The 2,247-nt window shown below is 41.3% G+C and carries 3 protein-coding genes; 2 read left to right on the top strand and 1 reads right to left on the bottom strand.

Annotated features, from left to right (window positions below; all coding sequences use genetic code 11):
• Positions 1 to 117: 117 nt before the first annotated feature.
• Positions 118 to 927: a pyrroline-5-carboxylate reductase gene (proC, locus tag ACRCJ0_RS12320; RefSeq protein ID WP_431390609.1), complete on the bottom strand. Its 810-nt coding sequence runs from the start codon at positions 925 to 927 to the stop codon at positions 118 to 120.
• 156 nt (positions 928 to 1,083) lie between these two features.
• Between proC and ACRCJ0_RS12315 the strand changes: the two genes are divergently transcribed.
• Positions 1,084 to 1,896: a DUF1189 family protein gene (locus tag ACRCJ0_RS12315; RefSeq protein ID WP_431390608.1), complete on the top strand. Its 813-nt coding sequence runs from the start codon at positions 1,084 to 1,086 to the stop codon at positions 1,894 to 1,896.
• A 117-nt stretch (positions 1,897 to 2,013) separates the two neighbouring features.
• Positions 2,014 to 2,247 (top strand): aldo/keto reductase (locus ACRCJ0_RS12310; protein WP_431390606.1); only part of this gene is annotated, 234 nt, incomplete at its 3' end.

The raw sequence follows: 2,247 nt of genomic DNA, 5'->3' as shown, positions 1-2,247 counted from the left end.
TATTCAATCCTTTTTAATATTCTTCATCATTTTGTAGTATCTCTTCAACTATCCATATTACTAGGCAATGGCTCTGAAAGCTAGCAATAAAAGCAATTTTTCAGCAATTTACACAAATTATAAACTTTCCGACTTTTCAATACCCGCAATCATCGTTTCGATAATTGTTGAGCGCAGGTTCATTGATTCAGCAGTACGAACTTCTTCAATTGTTGTTCCGCCTGGTGTACAGACCGCATCCTTCAAAGCGCCAGGGTGTAAGTCCGATTCAATCGCCAACTGAGCTGCCCCCTTAACCGCTTGTTTTGCAAAGGCTAAGGCTTGAGGTCTAGTTAATCCTTTTGCCACACCAGCATCAGCCATCGCTTCAATAATCATGAAGACAATCGCTGGACTCGAACCTGCAATCCCTGTAAAGGCGTCCAACTGGTTCTCCGTCAACTGTTCCGCTGACCCAAAAGTATGGAGAATTTGCATAATTAAATCCTTATCCACTGTCGACAAGTTTTCATTATAGACAACACCGGAAATTCCTTCTCCAACTTGCGCTGGAATATTAGGCATTACCCGAGCGAATTTCGCAGAATCCCCTAACTGTACAGCCGCGTCCGCCAAACTGTAGCCCGTCGCAACCGAAATCACAATCGTCTCCGCAGTGAGTGTTGGTTTGATTTCATCCACCACATCCTTGATTAAATAAGGTTTTACCGCAAGGACAACCACGTCCGCTCCCTTAGCCGTCTCCTTATTATCTGTCAAAATGGCGAAACCATACTTAGCTGAGTCCGCTTCAGCTTTTTCAGGGTTAGCCCGTGAACCAGCAATCAGTTGGTTATCAATCTCGTCCGATTGTACCAAGCCGTTTAAAATCGCTGTTCCCATATTGCCTAGTCCGATAATGGCAATCTTTTTATCTATTTGTCTCATATACTGTGCCTTCCTTCTTTAACTGAAAATTTTGTACATTAGAATACTTTCATTTTAGCATAAGTTCCGCCACTACACGACAAAGTAAAAGCTTGCCTAGTTAAAGCCAAGTTCAGTTATAATAGAGTCACCACTAAAAAGGAGCGATTCATTTAAATGTTTCCAATACACTATGTGAAAGACATGTTCAGTCCAGCTAATATCTTCTACCACCGTCACCTAATGACCTGGTGGAAGTCAATCCTTGTAATGGTTGTCTGGTCGATTATCATGACCTGGCCCTTTGCCAGAAGTTTCGAGCCCGTTGAAGACGGGACAGTTAATAATGCCTTTGAAGAATTACAGACCATTATCCCAGAAGAAACAGTCAGCGAATTATCGAATTTTACCTATGATAATGGTGCCTTTCTATCTGACCAGTCGGATATTGTTATTGACGGTGACCAATTACAAGTAGTCATTTTCCCCAGTGCAGATAATTTAGACAGCTACTTAAAGGGGACTGACAAGTTGCTCTTGATCCTGCAAGACCAATTCGTGTATCAAACAGACCAAGATACGCGCTATACAGCTAATCTACCATTAGACTTGAATGACTATATGACTGATAATGCGACTTTTATCGAAAGTTTACGGGTCAGCTATCAAACGGAAGTGAATACCCAAAGTAAGCAGATCCTGGTCATGACCCGTCAGCTGACCATCTTTATTCTTGGTTTAGGGGGCTTAATGATTATTGTTTCACGGTTGAATATTTTACAAAAAAACAAATTCCATGACTTATTCTCCTTCCAATACTGTTTAGGCATGGTCGCAACCGCCATGGGATTACCTGCAATTATCGCCATTATTGTCGGCTTTTATACCACAAGTGTCAGTGTGATGATCCCCATCTTATGGGGTGGAACGATTATCATGCTCTGCCTATCCTACCGACAAACAAAATTTATCCGAACAGACACCATTTAAGTCTGGGACCAGATATTTCGATGGAACAGATACTTTTGTTTCCATTTGACTAGAAAACAAGTATAATTTTACCAGTAACAAGAAAACGTTTTCTTAAACTTGATCGGAGGCAAATATATGAAACATATCTCATTAGGGCAAAATGGTTTAACAGCACCCAATCTAGCAGTAGGTTGTATGCGGATTGAAGGTAAATCAGTAGAAGAAGTCCAAGACTTAATCCAACAATCCTATGACGCAGGATTAACCTTCTTCGACCACGCAGACATTTACGCAAGAGAAAGAGGTGGGGCGGAAAAATTATTCGGCCAAGCCTTTGCTGGCTTAGACATCCCAAGAGAAAATATCATT

This window comes from Aerococcus sp. L_32 (assembly GCF_050689315.1).
The sequence above is the reverse complement of the archived record's forward strand: the minus strand, read 5'-3'. Positions and strand labels throughout refer to the sequence as shown.

Bases quoted from the DNA above. Each gene is read 5' to 3' on its own strand.
- ACRCJ0_RS12315 (WP_431390608.1), top strand. From the start codon at position 1,084: ATGTTTCCAATACACTATGTGAAAGACATGTTCAGTCCAGCTAATATC.
- proC (WP_431390609.1), bottom strand. From the start codon at position 927: ATGAGACAAATAGATAAAAAGATTGCCATTATCGGACTAGGCAATATG.